Source organism: Mycolicibacterium lacusdiani, assembly GCF_021916785.1.
GTDB classification, from domain to species: Bacteria; Actinomycetota; Actinomycetes; order Mycobacteriales; family Mycobacteriaceae; genus Mycobacterium; species Mycobacterium lacusdiani.
In genome coordinates this window covers 426,771-441,694 of record NZ_JAKCFC010000002.1, presented here as the reverse complement: position 1 = coordinate 441,694, position 14,924 = coordinate 426,771, and the positions used below count along the sequence as shown (strand labels likewise).

Here is a 14,924-nt window from a genome sequence, read left to right as displayed (position 1 = left end):
ACACGAACGTCGACTTTCCGTCGCCCCCAGGCCGGATGGGCGACGAGAAGTCGACGTTCGCCAATCTCCCACGAGTTTCGTTACGCCGTGTAACGATATGCGCCATGACGGCGGAACCCTCTCGCGGTAGGCCGCGCGACCCCCGCACGCAGCGGGCAATACTCGCCGCCGCCCGCACGCTGCTGTCGACCGTCGGATACGAGCAAGTCTCGATGGACGCCATCGCGCGCGAGGCGGGGGTGAGCCGTCCGACGATCTACCGGCGCTGGCCGTCCAAGGCCCACGTCGTCTTCGATGCGGTATTCGGCGAGGCGGACGTCGACCACGTCCTGTCCAGCACAGGCCATTTCGAGACCGATCTGCGAGACTTCGTCCGCGCCGTGTGCGAGTTCTGGCGTGACCCCGTGGTTGCGGCTGCGACGATGGGCATTCTCGCCGACCGGCACCGCGACCCGGCGCTGTCGATACGGACGCAGCAACTCCTCGACGAGCACACGCGCAACAGGTTCGCCGGCCTGGTCCGCTCGGGCATCGACCAGGGCGTAGTCGCGCGAGACGTCGACGTGGACATGCTGTGGCAGCTGCTGGTCGGCACCAGCCTCTACGCCGTTCAGGTGCAGCTTCTCGAGGACGTCGACGACCTCGCCGGCCGAATGTGCGCCCTCGCCATGCAGGGCGCAGCCACCAGGAAAGAGGATCGATGACTAACGAACCAACGCAAACCGAACTCTCGCAGGCGTTCTCGGGACTACTCGACGAAGTCAGGGCCGTCGAGCGCAAGATGCTCGATGCCGAGCCACCCCTGGACGAGCCAGACCTGCTCGACGGCTACCGCCTCGCCTTCAGCCTGCTGCGCGTCGCCGTCGATGCCTTCGTATGGAACGAGAAGGAACGCCCGCGCCTGGTCGACGTGATCGCACCGTTCCTCAAGTGGGGCGGCGACAACTCCGACGCCTACTACCAACTAGCGCCGATCGATCCCACCCGGACGTACCGCGTCAGCGGGAATCGCGGCGACGCCGTCTACCTGTCGATGACCGTCTACGGCGGCCCCGACGACGGTCACTACTCCGACCGCATCGTCGGGACGCTCAACGACAGGTCGCTCGACTTCGACGCAGACGGCAACTTCGAGTTCGTCATGAGCCCCGACCCCACCAAGGGCCCCGGCCTGACGTTGGAACCCGACGCGGTCTTCGCGCTCACCCGCGACTACGTCAACCACCGCGCCACCGACCGCCGTCCGGTGTGGACCATCGAGGCACTCGACGCTCCCCAACGCCGCAGCGAGGACCGCGCCGACCTGACCCGCAGGCTCACGGCGGCACGCACCTGGCTCGCCGAACAGCTGTCGTTCCTGCCCACCCGCCTCGAACCGCCCAACGAGATCCACGAGCCCTACCCGGTACCCAGTCAGACCTACGGTTGGGCAGCTGGCGACGCGGCATATGCCATGGGTGCCTTCGACTTACGACCCGATCAGGCACTCGTCGTCGAGGGCAGCTCACCCGACTGCGTGTTCTGGAACCTGTGCCTGTGGAACCCCTTCCTGCACACCTTCGACTTCAGCTCCGAGCGGACCACCATCAACGGCGCCGAGGTGACCTACGAGGCCGACGGGTCGTGGCGCATCGTGATCGCTGAACGCGACCCCGGACACCCGAACTGGGTATCGACGGCAGGTCGACCAAGAGGCCTCATCTGGCTGCGCTGGTTCCTGCCCGTGGCCACCCCGTCGCGTCCGGTCTGCCGGGTGGTCGCCGTCGACGAGGGCGTCGCGTGACTGCGCAACGGCCCGCCGACATCAGGCTGACCGATCTCGCCGACCCCGTCTTCCCGGACGCGGCACGCCCGATGCGCGACGGCCTGGCTGCCTACGGCGCGACGCTGACGCTGAATCCGGAAACGCTGCTCGACACCGCAATCGAGCGCACCGGTCTCGCCGACTGGGGCGATCCCGCGTTCCGCGAACGCCTCGACGTGCTGTGCGAATCGTTGACCACGCAGGCCCATCTCTCCGACGTCGGCACCGCGATGGTCTTCGAGCAGCTGGTCGGCCATCTGATCAACCGGCTGCGCCTGGAAGCCCTCGTCGCCGCGCACCCCGAGATCACCGACGAGCCAGTCATGGCGCCGATCATCATCTGCGGTCTACCCCGAACCGGAACCACCCACTTGCACAACCTGATCGCCGCCGATCCCGCATTGCGGTACCTGCCGTACTGGGAGAGCCTCGAGCCCTTCCCCGGGCCCGACGACGTCGACGAACGACCGCGCCGGGACCGGTGCGCGGCCGGCCTCGACATCATCGAGGACTCCATGCCGGAGTTCAAGCGGATGCACGAGATGACCGTCGACCACGCCCACGAGGAGATCCAGCTTCTGGCCAACGACCTGTCGGGCATGCTCTTCGAAACCACCTACCAGGTGCCGGGTTTCGCCGCGCACTACAAGGCGCACGATCAGACCTCGTCGTACGCCTACCTGAAGCTCACGTTGCAGGCACTGCAGTGGCTGCGCGGCGGCCGACGATGGGTCCTCAAGTCACCGCAGCACCTCGAACAGTTCCCCGCTCTGCTCGCCACCTTCCCCGACGCGACGTTCGTGGTCACCCATCGCGACCCGGTCGCGGTGACGCAGTCGATGGCCACGATGATCAGCTACGCGTCGCGGATGGCGTGCGAGCGGCCCGACCCGATCGCCGTCTCGCGCTACTGGCTGGGCCGCGCCGACGACCTACTGGGCGGCTGCCTGCGCGACCGGGACGTACTACCGCGGGACCAATCGATCGACGTGCGGTTCGAGGACTTCATGGCCGACGAACAGGGCACCGTCGCCGCGATCTACGACCTCGCCGGCCAGCCATACGACGCGCGGGCGCGGGAATCGATGTCGGCCTTCTGCGCCGAGCACCCCCGCGGACGCCACGGCGGGGTCGTCTACGACCCGACGGTGCTGGGGCTCCGCCCGGCCGAGGTCGCCGACGCCTTTCGCGGGTACCGGGAGCGGTTCGTCGACGCGTGACGGGCTAGTCGCCCGCGACCGCCGCTTCGTGGTCGGACACCAACAGCCTCGCCACGTCGGCCAGGCGGACGTTCGTCTCCTGCGACGCCCGGATGAGCGTCGCGAACGCCTGCAGACCCGTCAGGTTGTCACGGTTCATCAGGATGCCCTTGGCCTGACCGATGATGTCGCGGCTGGCGACCGCCCCATGGAGCTGCTCTTCGGTGGCGACACCCTTCATCGCCACGGCGGCGTGCTGGGCCAGGAGTTTGCCGACTGCAAGCGACTCGTCGCTGAAGGCGTGTGGCGTGTCCGAGTACAGGTTCAGCACGCCGAGGTTCTCGGTCGAGATGAACAGCCGGAACGACAACATGCTGCGCACACCGAACTCGACGGCACCTCGCGCGAAGTGCGGCCAGCGCGACTCGGCGGACAGGTCCTCGACGTGGACGGTCCGGTGCTCTCGGAGCACGTCGAAGACCGGTCCCTCGCCGAGATCCATCTGCATCTGATCCAGCCGGGCAGAAACCTCATCACTGGGGGCATGCGAGCGGACCTTTCGGCCCGCCACGAGTGAGAGGCACGCCCATCGCGACCCGGGCACGATGTCCACCGCGGCGGTTGAGAGGACCTCTAGCACGGACTCCGAATCGCGCAGCTCCCGCATCTGCACGGCCAGATTGCCGAGGGTGGACGCGAGCACGTGGCGCGTCGGGTCGGCTGATATCTGAGAATCCTGGTCGGACATCGGGCATCACTCGCTTGGTTCGTGCAGGCTAGGTCGTTCGCGGCTGCGCCCTTCCGGACGCTGCGTACCTGGTGCTCAAGTACTGGGCGCTTCGCCTGACCAGCTTCCGTTCGAGAGCGCCGCGACGTCCATTCAATACCCAAGAATGGGAAATCTTGAAACTTCCTAGGTCGTATCGCATGGCGTCAGAGTGTCGGCCGATCGGTTCGCCGCGACGCCGATAGGTTCGACGTCGAGGAGGCAACCGATGTCTGAAGCGGGTATCTGGGTGGCATGGGGAATTCCCGCCCGCGGGCGGGAACGGCAGGCATTGGACTTGCTGCGCGAGACCGCCTCGGGCTATCTCGACACACTGCGCGATGCAGGGCGAATCGAGCGCTTCGACGTCGCCATCCTGCGTCCGCAGAGCACCGAACTCGGCGGCTTCATCCTGATTCAAGGATCAAAGGACCAGGTAGAGGCGCTACGCACCGATCACGAGTTCGAGGTCTGGCTGACCCGCGTCCAGTTGGTCGCCGACCGCGTCGGGGTCGTCGACGCCTGGGTGGGCGACGGACTGTCCGAGGCGATCGACCTCTACGAAGACGCCATTGCCGAGATGGGCGCACCACCCCGGTAACACCTGTGTCTCCTGTGACGAAGAACATCGCGAGTGAGCGCTGAGGCCAATCCTCGGGTTTGCGCACCTCCACGCCGATAGAGGAGTTCAATCGGCAGTCGGGGGGTGAGGTGATTGGTCTGAGCAAGGGGACGTCATGGGTGCTTCCAACTACATCGGTCGCGTCGGCGGCCTAGCGGTCGCGCTGGGCGTGGGAACGGCGGTCGTCACCGGACACGGCGTCGCGTTCGCTGATGACGGCGGTGGCGATACGAATACCTCATCGTCTGAGGGCGCATCGAGTGGCGAGGGGCCCGACACGGGCCCCGCCGCCTCGACCACGGACACCACGTCCGGGACCGCTTCCACGACGCCGACGTCTACCTCGACGTCCACGGCCACCGATTCGAAGGCGACCGATACGACGACCGGCTCGGGGCCCGCGCCCGCCGGGGTCGTGAGCGCGCAGACCAATACCGGATCGTCGTCCAACGGCACGGCCATCAAGCCCCCCGAGCCCGAGCCCACCGCGGAGCAGGCACCCACCGCCACACCGGAACCTACGGCCGAGTCGGCGCCCACCGTGACTCCGGAACCCACGGTCGAGCCGAAGCCAGAGCCGACGCCCGAGCCGACGCCCGCAGCCGACGACAACGACGGCGGAGGAGCCTCCAAGACACCCACCGCGACGCCGAAGCCGACCAAGACCCCTACGGCAGCCGAGTCGGGAACCGAGGCTCCCGCCGCACTCGCGGCGACTCCGAAGGCCAAGAACGACACCGAACCGGCAGCGACTGCGCTGGCGGCGAAGGTTCAGTCGACTGCACAGATCGCCGCCGCCGCCGTCACGTCGGCTTCCGTCACCCCGGCATCCGTCGCGGTTGCGCCCGCGTCCGCCCCCAATCCGCTCCAAGTCGTGGGCAACGTACTCTCCAGTGTCGTCAACTGGGTGCTCGGCCCACTGGCTGGCACCGCACCGGCCACCCCGGCCGAACCCCCTCTTGCCTGGACCCTGCTGGCCTTCGCCCGCCGCGAGATCGACACCTTCGTGTCTGCGGTCACCGGTGCGCTCGGCCTGAGCAACCCGGCCGCGGCCGCCCAGACCACCAGCCTGGCCGCGACCAGCCTCGCCCTGGCTCAGCCGTTCGCCCTCGCCGCGGCAGCCGCGGTGCCCGCGCGGCCCGGGTTCCCCGTCCCCGGCGCGCAGATCAGCCCGTCGACGAGCTTCGTCGACTGGGTCACCGGCAACTTCCAGCCGAACAACACCTACGCCCGATACGGTATGTGGGGCACCGACATCGGCACCATGTGGGACAACGGCATCGCCGACGACCCGACCACTCCAATCAACGAGCACCAGGTTCTCATCGCGTTCGGTGACACCTTTGGTGGGCCGAACATGACGGGCACGTGGCGGCTGAACACGCTGTTCCGCAGTTCGGATCTCACCCTGGCCGACGGGCTGGCCGTCCCCGACGGACAGTGGCTGAACGGCAACATGTTCGGCGGCTCGCCGCTGTGGCAGTCGGACTACGCGCGCCAGATCATCCTGCCCGAACGGTTGCCCGCGGGCCTGCCCGCCGGCGTGACGCTGATCCCGACCGCAGGCATCTCGGTCCCGACGCCCGGCACCCAGTTCGGTGCCACCCAGTACCTGAGCTTCATGTCGGTCAAGCAGTGGGGCGCCGCTGGCCGCTGGACCACCAACTACTCGGCGATCGCGTACTCAGAAGACAACGGTGAGAACTGGTACGTCGCGCCGCAATCGGTCCGGATGAACGACTCTTGGAGCGGCAACGCCAACTTCCAGCAGGCCGCGTTCGTGCGTCCCGGTGACGGCTACGTGTACTCCTACGGGACGCCGAACGGCAGGCAGGGCGCGGCCTACATCTCGCGCGTCGCCGAGAAGGACATCCTCGACGTGTCCAAGTACGAGTACTACAGCAAGGGCACCGCAGGCGGATGGTTCGGCATCGGTGCCACCAAGGCCGGGTGGTACAAGGGCCAGCCCGCGAAGGCCACCGCGATCTTCGGCGGCGCCGAGCAGGGTGCCTGCGGCGCGACCAAGCCGGGCAGCCAGGTCAGTGAGTTCTCGGTCCAGTACAACAAGACGCTGAAGAAGTACGTCGCGATGTACGGCGACCAGTCGAACAACATCGTCATGCGCACGTCGGATACACCGCAGGGCGGTTGGTCCGAGGCGAAGGTCCTGATGACCCAGCAGCCCGGTGGCATCTACGCCCCGATGATGCACCCGTGGTCGCCGTCGACGATGGGCACCGGAAGCGACCTGTACTGGAACCTGTCGCTGTGGTCGGAGTACAACGTCATGTTGATGAAGACCGACCTGACCAAGGTGTAGTCGTGCGCTGGTCTGCGATCGCCATCGTCGCCGCCGCCATCGTGACACCGACGGCGACGGCGTCGGCCGAGCCCGCCGTTCCCCCGCCATGCACTAGCGACCTCGCCGGCGCGATGACCTGGCCTGCCGGCGCCGAGGCGCCACTACGGTGCGACGGTGGGCGCTGGCTGGGCGTCGATGATCCCTACCCGTTCAGCGACCGCTGGGTCAGCGACGGCCCGTCGATGACGTTGTACGGCGGCGCCAGGCCCAACCCGGCCATCGAGCCCGGCGTCTGGACGGCCACCCCGCTGACCGCAGGCGACCGCTGCAGCGCCCGGCAGACCACCGTCACCTACGGCAAGGTGGACGGTCCGCCCCGCGTCGACGAGGGAGGCGTCGGGCAGCCGCTTCGGGTGGAGGTGCTGCCGCGGCTGCTCACCATCGACATGAGCGGTGATTGTCTGTGGCAGAAGCACTCTGACTGATCCTCACCCGAGCCGCGCGCGGGCGACGTCCAGGTGGGACTCGATGCCTGCCCACGTCTCGCGCACGATCTGCTCCACTGGCAGCAGGTCGAGGATCCGCGACGAGACCTGGCCGGTGTTCGCGACGCTGGCCTCCATGTCGCCACCGAAGTACAACTCGGTGACCTGACCGAGCAGTCGTGCGTCCGGGTCCGCCGCGGACACCCGGGCCGCCAGACCGGTCCGCAACACCCGCATGGTCGGATTGCCGGGGACGTCGAGCAACACGGTGCCCGCATCGTCGGCCGCCACGATCGCTTCCTTGAACCCGACGTGCACCGCCGACTCGAGGCTCGCGAGCATCCGCGTCCCCATCTGCACGCCCTCGGCTCCGAGCACCAAAGCGGCTGCCGCAGAACGCGCATCGCACATGCCGCCGGCCGCGATGATCGGCAGGTTCACCCGTTCGGCGACCAGGGGAAGCAACACCATCGTCGAGGCGCCGAGTGCCGACTTGAACCCGCCGCCCTCCACGCCTTCGACCACCAGTGCGTCGACGCCGGCGTCGGCGGCCTTGTGCGCCGCCTTCAGGGATCCGATGACGTGGACGACCTTCATGCCCGCGTCGTGCAGCCTGGCGGTGAACAGCGCCGGATCGCCCGCGGAGGTGAACACGTGCGTGATTGGCTCCGCGCGGATCGCCCGCACCAGCCGCAACGAGCACCCGAGGCGTTCGGCGATGTCCTTGGCCGTCAACACCCGCAGCGTCAGCCCCGAGACTAACCAGGCCCGGTCCTCGATCGGGAGCTGCGTCATACGCCGCGACGCTTTCGGCGACGACAACACCGCGTCGACGATGTGCGCGTCCGGCTCCCCACCGCTGCGGCGCCGTCACGCATACGAATTTCCAGCCAGCGTCACGCGGCGCGTGATAGACAGGAACCCCCCGACACCGCTCGCGTCGATACTCCATCGTGGGCGACGTGGGGTCGATGACGGAGCCCTTTCCACCCCCGCGGACATTCTCGTCTTACCCCCACCCGGTGACGTCTAGGCGCCGTTAGGGTTGGCCGTGGCGCTTTCGAAGCTCATCCTCGACCTGCAGGCGCTGGGGGCTGGCGCCGTCGTACGACAATGGCTCCTTCACCGTGAATTCGACGGCAACGACTTCGCCGACTTGGCGGGCGGCGTAACGAACGCACTCCTCCAGAATCTGCCGGTAAGTGTGTGGGCCGACCGTGGAGCAATGGTCACCGCAGATAGCGGCGGGGAGGTCACGAACGAGACAGTCGTCGAGATCGCGCCAGTAGTGTCAGACACCGCCAGGAGAGCGGCCGTCGAGTCGTCCTGGCAATTCGAGTACGCGACTCACATGATCGTGGGAAGACGGTGGGTTGACGACGCGTCCGACAGTTGGCGAACCGACGACGCCAGAAGCAAGTTGGCGCAGTTGGCGATACATGAGTTCAGACACGCCAGCGCTCGAGCTGCCCATGCCGACGACACCGAGCGAGTTATTCAAGCCGAGGTTGCGATCGTCGGGGGTTACCTCCTGGTCCCCTCGCTCGACGACGTTCGTAAAACACTGCGCAACGTTCTCCGGGTGGCAACCCGCGCTCAGTCGTTCGATACCTACCGTGCTGTCTCGTCCCTAGCAGAGCAATATCGTGCACTCCCTGCAGACGCAAGTCTTCCGCTGCCCTTAACGAGTAGAGAATTCCAGTGGTCTCCCACTCCTGTGCAGCTCTCCCCAGAAGCAATCCGCGCAGGACTGCGGTCTAAACGTCCGACTGAGCCAGAATCCGGCACTGTTCCAAGGCGTCCGTCCAATGGGGCTCGGCCCCGAAAGCGCCGAAACAGCTGAGGCGGCTCGCCACCGAATACTCCAAGAACCCCAGCAACACCGTGACAATGGCTTGTCACTACACACCGTCCCAGCTACTTTTTCGACATGGGATTCGCCGACGACCTGGCAGCCATGGGGGACGACCTCAGTAAGGCGACGGAGACAGCCAAGAATGCCCATGCCAAGGCGCTCGCAGCCAAAGCCAGCGCATCGGAGCGCATCGCAACCGACCTAGCCGAGGTCGGCCAGTTTCTCCGCCAGCGCGGGCATAGCCCCCTACCCATTGTCGAAAGACCCTTGCCTCAATCACGTTGGAGTATGTCGAGAACGCAGTTGCGCCTCGTCGGGCGAGGATGGGCATTGCCAGGGACCGGCATGCTCACCACCGACAGTGAACTCTTCTGGCCAGGCCACTTCAAGCCACGGGCGCGACTGTCGAAACCCGTGCTCAAAACGCTTTACGCATCCCCACCGCCCGGGGTGGCCGTCGACGACTTCGTCTACCTCCACGGCCACCTGTGCCCGATGCCCGCTCTCGAACCACTGCCGTACGACACTGCAAGCCTGGTCGCCATCTCCGACTTCGGGCCCGGCAATCTGGGCCAACGCAACTACCGGCAGTTTCGAAGCACACACATGGTGACCCTCCCCAAGCCCCCGCCGGGGGTTCCGGCCAATCTGACATCAAAGTACCTCGGCGTCACGCACGACGAAGAACCGATCCTCGTCAGCGTGAACTATGACCCGCAAGATGGTGCGTTCTGCACTCTGGTGTCGTTCGAATATCAGCTCAAATACACCGTCAAGACAATGCTGGCCTAGCAGCCGCCGCGCTTACTGGGCCACTGGCATGGTCAGCGCCGTCCGGTCCGCGCCCAGCGCTGCCCGCCCGATCCAACATGCGGATCGCGCCCGCCAGGTCGGGTTCGAGCGTGCGAGTAACTCGTCGAACACACCACGCCGCCTGAGTTCATCGACCAACGTCGACACCCTGCCAACCGTCCGCGCTGACTGCGGCCGCCCCACACACACGCCCAACGCAAGCGCCAGCGCAGCATCCCACAACGCCACTAAGCGCGAATCTCCTGCCGGGGCTGGAACGCTCACGGTCGTATCATCACGACGTCGCGACGGAACGCGTCCTGGGCTCGGAACAAACGTTGCGTACACGTGCAGCGCAAGCCTGGTTCTGCCTGTCGGCGTGTCCCAGAACACATTCCGTGATGCGAGCTGGATCATCTTCGTATGCCGCCGGTTCCGCCTCCGCCCACCGAACGTCTGATTAGACGTCTGCTGCTTTCCCGGTGGGGGCGACCCGTGCAGTGGTTCCGCGACGAGCAATTCTGGCGTGACGTCACCAAGAGTGCTGTGTCGGCGCTCATCGTCGCCGCGATTATCTACGCTTTCGGCCTCGGCGCCGGAACCATCCCGCCCCCCACCAGCGACAACTTCGCGGTAAACGTCCTGGTGGTCATCGGTTCGATCGTCCTGTCGCTGTTCCTGGCAGCACTCGTCGGCGCCGTAACTAACGCGCGATTCATGGTCCCGCGTGATCAGTTCGGCCGCGCCTGGTTTGCCGCGCAACCCTTCAATCGACGACTGGGTGCGTACGTTGTCCGAGCGTTGCCTTGGACTGTCTTCGTTAGCGGTTCGCTGGGCATCTCATGGGCGTTGATCAGCTGGCTTGCCCCATGACGCAGGTCGCAGTTTATCGACACATTCCGGGGCCATGCCGCGGAAGATAGACCCGCCAGCCGACACGGCTACCCCACCCGCTGCGACATCCAATCGTCGATGCGCGTCACCGAACCGCGCTGTGACATCGGCGTGAAACCGTTTTGCCCCAATGTCAGACCATCCAGCTCTGACGGCGCGGCGAACGACCACTCCGCACCCACCGCGTGACTGAGCACATCGTCCGCAACGACCCACGCCGCCAACGAGTCTGGCTGATGCTGCCCCGCCTGCAACAACACCGCCCGCTCCTCCAACGACGGGAAGTGGCCGGCCAACCTGGCCGTGCCGACCTCGAGCGCCTTGAGCAGAGCACCACTGCGCGCCACCGCGTCACCACCACCACGACCGCTGCCCTTCGGCGGCCAGGATGACACCTTGATCGGTCGCCCCACCTCCGCCCGGGCGATCGCATCCCGAACCATCCGCGTGTACGTCTCCCGCGCGCTGAACCCCTCCACCGCGATCGCGCTGGCCCCCACCTCCACAGCGAGTTTCACCGCGGCCCGCGCCCACTCATCCGACGTCGTCGGCGCCGACTCATCCGCAATCAACGCCCGCACACCGTCACCCGTCATCGACGCCGCCACCAAACCACACGCATCACCCTTACCGCTGTCCGACGGATCCACCCCCACCACCGTCAACAACGGCCGCGCCGGAGCCGCCGCCAACAGCCACTGATCCAGCCACGACGCCTTGATCAACCCACCTGCGGCGCCGACGGCACCCCCATGTACATCGAATACCACGTCCTCTCACCACTAGTTCGGCGCATCGCCGCGTAGTGCGCCTCGGTGTAGCCCAACGCCGACGTCATCACCGCACCCGGCCGACGCCCCAACGCATCCGGCAGGAGATGCTCCGCGACGCCCAGGAGTACGCGCACTGGCTGACCACGCACGGGGTTCCCGTGCGGGACGTTGCGGAGCTGTTGGACGTGTCGCCTCAGCGTGTGAGCCGACTCGCCAACAAGGAGTGACCGGTGTGCCGGCGGGTGATGACCGCGGCGCGGGAGTTCGCCCTTGGGCCGCCTATCTGGCGCGCTGCGTTCTCAGCCGAACGGTTGAGGTGGAAGCGACCCGCCGGTGTGACGGGGTTCGGCAGCGATTTGATGGTGATTGATGATCCGGTGAAGGACGCGGCGGAGGCTGATTCCGCGGCGCGTCGGAAGAGGGTGCTGAACGAGTTCCGCAGCGGACGAATGCGCCGGATCGCCTGCGGAGGTGAACACGTGCCGCACCCCTGCCTCGGCGAGGACGTCCACGATCGACGGGTCCCGCTTCCATCCCTGGATCATCAAGTTGGCCGCGACCGGCCGATCGGTCAGGGAACGGACGCGGTGAAGGTCCTCGCGCCCTTCGGGAGTCAGCGTCTCGAGCATCCCGAGGCCGCCCGCCTCGGACACCGCCGCGGCCAGTTCGGCCCGCGCGATGTACGTCATCGGCGCCTGGACGACGGGGTAGCGGACGCCTAGGAGGGTCTGGATCCGGTTGCGCACGAACCCATCATGACGTGCGCCGGGTCAACGCCTCAGCATGCTGGGGAACGGAAGCGCGGCGTCGGCCGCGTCCTCGCGCTGCGCGTCGGCCATGAAGCAGACCAGGCTGGCGCAGAAGCTGGCCAGCGCGGCGACCAGAACGAGGGTCGCGAAGCCGCTCGACCCCATGCCGAACACGGCCAGGCCCATCACGAATCCGATCACGGCGGCGAACATCAACAGCAAGCCAGTCGAGGACATCGCCTCGTTCATGGGATCGTCGACGTCGCCGCGACCTGGCTTGCTCATCATGTGGTCCTTCCGGTTCGGGTGGGGCGCAGCTCTGATACCCGGGCGCGCCGCAAACGAAACGGACCGACTCACAACGGCAATCTGCGATTGAGGAGGACCGCCGAGATCGCCGCCACCGCGAGCACCAACGCGCCCAGCCGCAGCCAGCCGGTGCTGGCGTCGCCGCGCATCGTCTCATAGCCGATCTGGTCCTGCAGCGTGTCGTAGATCTGGTTGAGTTCCGCCGTGTCGTCGGCGGTGTAGGAGGTGCCGCCGGACAGCTGCGCCACCTCCTTCATCGTCGAGTCGTCGACGGGCACCTCGACCTCGGATCCGTCGACCTCGACCTTGCCGTCGGGGGTGCCGAACGCGATCGTCGAGATCGGGATGCCCTGGTCCTTGGCGGCGCGGGCGGCGGTGAACGCACCTCTGGGGTTGTTCGGATTCGCCGGGGTGGTCTCCTTGCCGTCGGAGAACAGCACGATGCGTGCGGGCGGCGGGCCCTCTCCCCCGCCGATCACGGCGCCGACAGTCGATATCGCCTGCAGTGCGGCGAAGATCGCCTCGCCGGTGGCGGTGCGCTCGGCCACCTGCATCTTGTCGATCGCGACCTTCGTCGCGTCGTGATTGGTCGTCGGCGAACTGAGCATCGTGGGGTTCGCAGCGTAGGTGATGAGCCCGAGGTTGACCCCTGGGGTGAGTTCGTCAGCGAACTTCTTTGCCGCCTCCTGCGCGGCCTTCAGACGATTGGGCGGCACGTCGGTGGCGTTCATCGAGGTCGACACGTCCATCACCAGCATGATGACGGCGCGGTTGCGTGGGAGCTTGCGGTCGAGCGAGGGGCCCGCCATCGCGATCGTGAAGAAGACCAGGGCCACGGCGACGAGCACGGCGGGCAGGTGCCGCCACCGGTTCTGCGGCGCCGCGGAGATGCGGCCGATCATGTCGCTGTCGGCGAATCGCGCGAGGCGCCGCTGTCGGCTGCGCTGAATCGAGACGTAGAGGACGGCCAGGCCCGCGATTACGAACAGGAAGAGGAAGAACCACGCGTGGGCGAAGCCCGACAGTGGCAGCTCGCCCAATACGGGCAGATTCACGACGCTTCCCTTCGACTGATCAATGCGGATCCCTGACCGAGAGTACAAAGCCTGCGACCGACTGCCGGGATGACGAGGCGCCACGCGCGCTGTGCAGTCGCTCAGGTCCGGTCCTGCCCGGGCGCCGGCGCGCACATAGACTCCTGCTGTGCGCGATGTCCTGGACGAGCTGCTCGCCGTGTGGCGGACCGGAGGCACGGCAGGTCTCGCCACCGTCGTGCGCACCATCAAGTCAGCGCCACGGGCGGCGGGGGCGGCGATGGTGGTCGCCCCCGACGGCTCGGTCGCGGGATCGGTGTCCGGCGGTTGCGTCGAGGGCGCGGTGTACGAACTCGCCGGGGAGGTGGTCCGGACCGGCCGGGGGCAACTGCAGCGCTACGGCATCACCGACGACGACGCCTTCGCCGTTGGGCTCACGTGCGGCGGGATCATCGACATCTTCGCCGAACCGCTGTCGGCGGAGACCTTCCCGCAACTCGCCGCCGTCGCCGACGACATCGCCGCGCACCGACCCGTCGCGGTGGCGACGGTGATCAGCCATACGGACGCAGAACGCGTGGGCCGACGGTTGGTGGTCGGTACGACGACGGTCGACGGATCGCTCGGTTCGGCGCGCGCGGACGCGGCAGTCGCCGACGACGCGAGGGGTCTGCTGGCAGCCGGCCGCACCGACGTCCTGGTCTATGGCGCCGACGGCGAGCGCCAAGGCGAGGGCATGGAGGTGTTCGTCGCCAGCCACGCGCCGCGGCCCCGCATGATCGTGTTCGGTGCGATCGACTTCGCCGCCGCGCTCACGCGCCAGGCCGCCCTGCTCGGCTACCGCATCACGGTGTGCGACGCCAGACCCGTCTTCGCGACGCCCGCGCGGTTCCCCGCCGCCGACGAGGTGGTGGTCGACTGGCCCCATCGATATCTAGCCGCCCAAGCCGAACTCGGCGAACTCGACGGCCGGACCGCCATCTGCGTGCTGACCCACGACCCCAAGTTCGACGTGCCCGTGCTCGAGGTGGCCCTGCGCCTGCCGGAGGTGGGCTACGTCGGCGCGATGGGATCGCGTCCCACGCACCACGACCGGGTCGAGCGGCTGCGCGAGGTGGGCCTGACCGACGCCGAGCTCGGCAGGCTGTCGAGCCCCATCGGCCTCGATCTCGGCGCTCGTACGCCGGAGGAGACGGCGGTGTCGATCGTCGGCGAGATCATTGCGCGTCGCTGGGGCGGCGGCGGACAGCCGCTGGCCGACATTCCCGGCCGGATCCACCACGACTAACCTGCGGTAACGCCACTCTCTCTTTTTGATACTCGGCTTCTCTTGTACGATA

At 67.2% G+C, this 14,924-nt stretch carries 14 protein-coding genes and 2 pseudogenes; 9 read left to right on the top strand and 7 right to left on the bottom strand.

Annotated elements, in window-relative coordinates:
- Positions 1-104: 104 nt before the first annotated feature.
- Genes LOK44_RS07080 through LOK44_RS07070 form a run of 3 tightly spaced genes read left to right on the top strand, consistent with a single transcriptional unit; the run spans position 105 to position 3,024 of the window.
- Entirely contained in the window at positions 105-704 is a 600-nt protein-coding gene (locus LOK44_RS07080; protein WP_237569291.1) for a TetR/AcrR family transcriptional regulator, read from the top strand.
- On the top strand, positions 701-1,783 hold the full coding sequence (locus tag LOK44_RS07075; protein WP_237569290.1) for a DUF1214 domain-containing protein: 1,083 nt from the start codon (positions 701-703) through the stop codon (positions 1,781-1,783). The genes LOK44_RS07080 and LOK44_RS07075 overlap by 4 nt, the downstream gene beginning before the upstream one ends.
- Positions 1,780-3,024, top strand: a complete 1,245-nt coding sequence (locus LOK44_RS07070) for a sulfotransferase family protein (RefSeq protein ID WP_237569289.1) — start codon at positions 1,780-1,782, stop codon at positions 3,022-3,024. Before LOK44_RS07075 ends, LOK44_RS07070 begins: the two co-directional genes overlap by 4 nt.
- A gap of 4 nt (positions 3,025-3,028) precedes the next feature.
- Here the strand turns inward: LOK44_RS07070 and LOK44_RS07065 are convergent, their stop codons facing one another.
- Complete coding sequence (locus LOK44_RS07065; RefSeq protein ID WP_237569288.1) at positions 3,029-3,751, bottom strand: GAF and ANTAR domain-containing protein; 723 nt, start codon at positions 3,749-3,751, stop codon at positions 3,029-3,031.
- A 247-nt stretch (positions 3,752-3,998) separates the two neighbouring features.
- On the opposite strand from LOK44_RS07065, the gene LOK44_RS07060 reads away from it, so the two are divergent.
- From LOK44_RS07060 to LOK44_RS07050, 3 genes are all read left to right on the top strand, one after another.
- Positions 3,999-4,370 carry a hypothetical protein gene (locus tag LOK44_RS07060; protein ID WP_237569287.1) on the top strand — a complete coding sequence of 124 codons (372 nt, stop codon included), beginning with the start codon at positions 3,999-4,001 and terminating at the stop codon, positions 4,368-4,370.
- 136 nt (positions 4,371-4,506) lie between these two features.
- Positions 4,507-6,711 (top strand): glycoside hydrolase family 183 protein, encoded by a 2,205-nt coding sequence (locus tag LOK44_RS07055; protein WP_237569286.1) that lies wholly within the window; start codon positions 4,507-4,509, stop codon positions 6,709-6,711.
- Positions 6,712-6,713: 2 nt separating this feature from the next.
- A complete protein-coding gene (locus LOK44_RS07050) occupies positions 6,714-7,178 on the top strand; it encodes a hypothetical protein (RefSeq protein WP_237569285.1) in 465 nt (154 codons plus the stop codon).
- Between the two features lie 3 nt (positions 7,179-7,181).
- Here the strand turns inward: LOK44_RS07050 and LOK44_RS07045 are convergent, their stop codons facing one another.
- Entirely contained in the window at positions 7,182-7,973 is a 792-nt protein-coding gene (locus tag LOK44_RS07045; RefSeq protein WP_237569284.1) for an NAD(P)H-dependent flavin oxidoreductase, read from the bottom strand.
- A 1,135-nt stretch (positions 7,974-9,108) separates the two neighbouring features.
- Between LOK44_RS07045 and LOK44_RS07040 the strand changes: the two genes are divergently transcribed.
- Positions 9,109-9,825: a hypothetical protein gene (locus LOK44_RS07040; protein ID WP_237569283.1), complete on the top strand. Its 717-nt coding sequence runs from the start codon at positions 9,109-9,111 to the stop codon at positions 9,823-9,825.
- 12 nt (positions 9,826-9,837) lie between these two features.
- Here the strand turns inward: LOK44_RS07040 and LOK44_RS30175 are convergent, their stop codons facing one another.
- Positions 9,838-10,242, bottom strand: a complete 405-nt coding sequence (locus LOK44_RS30175; protein WP_443678099.1) for a DUF7423 domain-containing protein — start codon at positions 10,240-10,242, stop codon at positions 9,838-9,840.
- Between the two features lie 78 nt (positions 10,243-10,320).
- Here LOK44_RS30175 and LOK44_RS07035 point away from each other — a divergent pair, with 78 nt between their 5' ends.
- The gene (locus LOK44_RS07035; RefSeq protein WP_237569282.1) at positions 10,321-10,698 is read left to right on the top strand and encodes a hypothetical protein; all 378 of its coding nucleotides are present in this window, start codon (positions 10,321-10,323) and stop codon (positions 10,696-10,698) included.
- A 68-nt stretch (positions 10,699-10,766) separates the two neighbouring features.
- Here LOK44_RS07035 and LOK44_RS07030 read toward each other — a convergent pair.
- The 4 genes and pseudogenes from LOK44_RS07030 to LOK44_RS07015 form a co-directional block, all read right to left on the bottom strand.
- A pseudogene (locus LOK44_RS07030) lies at positions 10,767-11,608 on the bottom strand (phage terminase large subunit family protein); the annotation flags it as partial.
- 336 nt (positions 11,609-11,944) lie between these two features.
- Positions 11,945-12,238, bottom strand: a pseudogene (locus tag LOK44_RS07025) (NAD(P)H-dependent flavin oxidoreductase); the annotation flags it as partial.
- A gap of 24 nt (positions 12,239-12,262) precedes the next feature.
- Complete coding sequence (locus LOK44_RS07020) at positions 12,263-12,526, bottom strand: hypothetical protein (RefSeq protein WP_163922043.1); 264 nt, start codon at positions 12,524-12,526, stop codon at positions 12,263-12,265.
- 71 nt (positions 12,527-12,597) lie between these two features.
- On the bottom strand, positions 12,598-13,605 hold the full coding sequence (locus tag LOK44_RS07015) for a VWA domain-containing protein (RefSeq protein WP_237569281.1): 1,008 nt from the start codon (positions 13,603-13,605) through the stop codon (positions 12,598-12,600).
- Positions 13,606-13,753: 148 nt separating this feature from the next.
- On the opposite strand from LOK44_RS07015, the gene LOK44_RS07010 reads away from it, so the two are divergent.
- Positions 13,754-14,872, top strand: a complete 1,119-nt coding sequence (locus LOK44_RS07010; RefSeq protein ID WP_237569280.1) for an XdhC family protein — start codon at positions 13,754-13,756, stop codon at positions 14,870-14,872.
- The last annotated feature ends 52 nt before the right edge of the window (positions 14,873-14,924 follow it).